At 69.7% G+C, this 2,335-nt stretch carries 4 protein-coding genes and 2 tRNA genes; all 6 read left to right on the forward strand.

Annotation, left to right across the window (positions count from 1 at the left end):
* Positions 1 to 199 precede the first annotated feature (199 nt).
* The 6 genes from rsfS (at position 200) to ACWF94_RS38915 (ending at position 2,335) form a co-directional block, all read left to right on the forward strand.
* Positions 200 to 631 (forward strand): ribosome silencing factor, encoded by a 432-nt coding sequence (gene rsfS / locus ACWF94_RS38890; protein ID WP_453499764.1) that lies wholly within the window; start codon positions 200 to 202, stop codon positions 629 to 631.
* Positions 628 to 1,284 carry a histidine phosphatase family protein gene (locus ACWF94_RS38895; RefSeq protein WP_453499768.1) on the forward strand — a complete coding sequence of 219 codons (657 nt, stop codon included), beginning with the start codon at positions 628 to 630 and terminating at the stop codon, positions 1,282 to 1,284. The genes rsfS and ACWF94_RS38895 overlap by 4 nt, the downstream gene beginning before the upstream one ends.
* Before the next feature lie 104 nt (positions 1,285 to 1,388).
* A tRNA-Ala gene (locus ACWF94_RS38900) sits at positions 1,389 to 1,461 on the forward strand.
* 140 nt (positions 1,462 to 1,601) lie between these two features.
* Positions 1,602 to 1,769 (forward strand): hypothetical protein, encoded by a 168-nt coding sequence (locus ACWF94_RS38905; RefSeq protein WP_453499766.1) that lies wholly within the window; start codon positions 1,602 to 1,604, stop codon positions 1,767 to 1,769.
* Positions 1,770 to 1,772: 3 nt separating this feature from the next.
* Positions 1,773 to 2,006: a hypothetical protein gene (locus ACWF94_RS38910; protein ID WP_432071715.1), complete on the forward strand. Its 234-nt coding sequence runs from the start codon at positions 1,773 to 1,775 to the stop codon at positions 2,004 to 2,006.
* A 257-nt stretch (positions 2,007 to 2,263) separates the two neighbouring features.
* A tRNA-Ala gene (locus ACWF94_RS38915) sits at positions 2,264 to 2,335 on the forward strand.

Consider the following 2,335-nt stretch of genomic DNA (forward strand, 5'->3'; position numbering starts at 1 on the left):
GCCCCCATGCCCGTGTCCCCGTGCCCCGCGCGCCCGCGTCCCGTGCCACCGGCGGCCGATGCCGCGCTCCGATGCGGCCGGGACGGCCTGACCAGGGCGGACGGCGACTCGATGATCGGCGCCGGAGCATCGCGGCCCGGTCTGTCGGTGGTCCGTGAGACCCTTATGGGGTTACCCGACCGCCGACGAAAGCCTGCATGTGACCGCCACGGACCGCTCCATCGAGCTCGTCACCGCCGCCGCCCAGGCGGCGGCCGACCGGCTCGCGCACGACATCATCGCGTACGACGTCAGCGACGTGCTGTCGATCACCGACGCCTTCCTGCTCGCCTCCGCGCCCAACGACCGCCAGGTCAAGTCGATCGTCGACGAGATCGAGGAGCGGCTCAGCAAGGAGCTGGGCGCCAAGCCGGTACGCCGTGAGGGCGACCGCGACGCCCGCTGGATCCTCCTCGACTATGTCGACATCGTGGTTCACGTCCAGCACAGCGAGGAGCGGGTGTTCTACGCCCTGGAGCGGCTGTGGAAGGACTGCCCCGAGCTGCCGCTCCCCGAGGACGCGGTCAAGACCCGGGGCAAGGCCCAGGAGCACGCCCAGGTCACCGGCAGCCCGGACGGTGAGTTGAGCTGAACGAGGATTCCTACAACCGCACCGGACGCCGTATCGTCCTGTGGCGCCATGGCCAGACCGCCTGGAATCTGGAGCGCCGCTTCCAGGGGACGACGGACATCGCGCTGACCGAGGCCGGTGTCGCCCAGGCCCGCCGGGCGGCCCGGCTGCTGGCGGTCCTCAAGCCCGACGCGATCGTCGCCTCCGACCTCAAGCGCGCCGCCGCCACCGCCACCGAGCTGTCCGAGCTGACCGGACTCGACGTCTCGTACGACGCAGCCCTGCGCGAGACCTACGCGGGCGTCTGGCAGGGGCTGACCCACCAGGAGATCATCGCGCGGTACGGCGAGCAGTACGCCGCCTGGAAGCGCGGGGAGCCCGTGCGCCGGGGCGGTGGCGAGCTGGAGGCGGAGGTGGCCGACCGGGCCGCCCCCGTGGTGCTCCACCACGCCGAGAAGCTCCCGGAGAACGGCACGCTCGTCGTGGCCAGCCACGGCGGCACGATCCGTACCACCATCGGCAGGCTGCTCGGTCTGGAGTCCCGGCACTGGGAGAGTCTCGGCGGGCTCTCGAACTGCTGCTGGTCGGTGCTCGGCGAGGGCGCTCGCGGCTGGCGGCTGCTGGAGCACAACGCCGGCACCCTCCCGGAACCGGTCCTCGGCGACGACGACTGACACCGCCCGGCCCCGGCCCCGGTGGCATACCGCCGGATTTCACTTTCCGGCAGGTCGCAGGCTAAAGTTCCTCTTGTTCGCAGCGCCGAGCGCCAAGAACACACGGGGCTATAGCTCAGTTGGTAGAGCGCCTGCATGGCATGCAGGAGGTCAGGAGTTCAATTCTCCTTAGCTCCACAATCCGGATCCCGTCCTCGCCGTGAGGGCGGGATTCCGCGTTTCGCGCCGCCTTCCGTCAACGCCACTGCCACCGCTGCGTGGTCATGGCAGAATCGGACGGCCGGAGGGGACACCGGCCAGGACGGGAGGAGCGCACGATGTCCGCCAGGAGGAGCGAGAAGGCCCGGGGCCCGCTTGCCACCACCACGGACATGTACGCACTCCTCAGCTGCCCGTCCTGTGGATCGGCGCATGTCGCCCAAGTCCTCGGAGACAACGGCGGAGTCTCGTACGTGTGCACGTCCTGCGGCCACACCTGGAGCTGAGTGATGGGTGCACACAGGCGTAAGTGCGACTGGTGCGGCAGTGGTACTCCGATCGTCCGGGACATGGACCCGGTCAATCCCGAGTACCAGTACTGGTGCGAGGAGTGCGCGCGGGCGCTGATCATAAAGGGCGATCCCATCGAAACCTACCGGGAGCTGGAGGGAGAGCCCATCTACGGGCGGCTGCTGGACGAGCACTGCGCGCTGAAGCGCTTCTACTCGTTCGCGACCGCGTGACCGCCGGGCGACTCGCGGGGTGAATCGGCCGGGGTCCGCTGTGGGGGAGTTCCCGTACGGACGCGTCCCGTACGGGTGGCCGAGAGAGCCGTTCCGCGGCCGTGCCGACCCGGTTCCGGCCGCCCTGGGCGAGGCGGCGACCCGGTTGCCGCAGGTCCGGCCGCGGTGGCGGGAAACGATTTGGTGAAGCGCCCGGGGGGGCGTTAATGTTGTCGACGTCGCCGCGGCGGAACGCTGGTTCGGGCGGCATCTCGCAAGGGGCTATAGCTCAGTTGGTAGAGCGCCTGCATGGCATGCAGGAGGTCAGGAGTTCAATTCTCCTTAGCTCC

It is taken from the genome of Streptomyces sp. NPDC055078 (assembly GCF_053607985.1).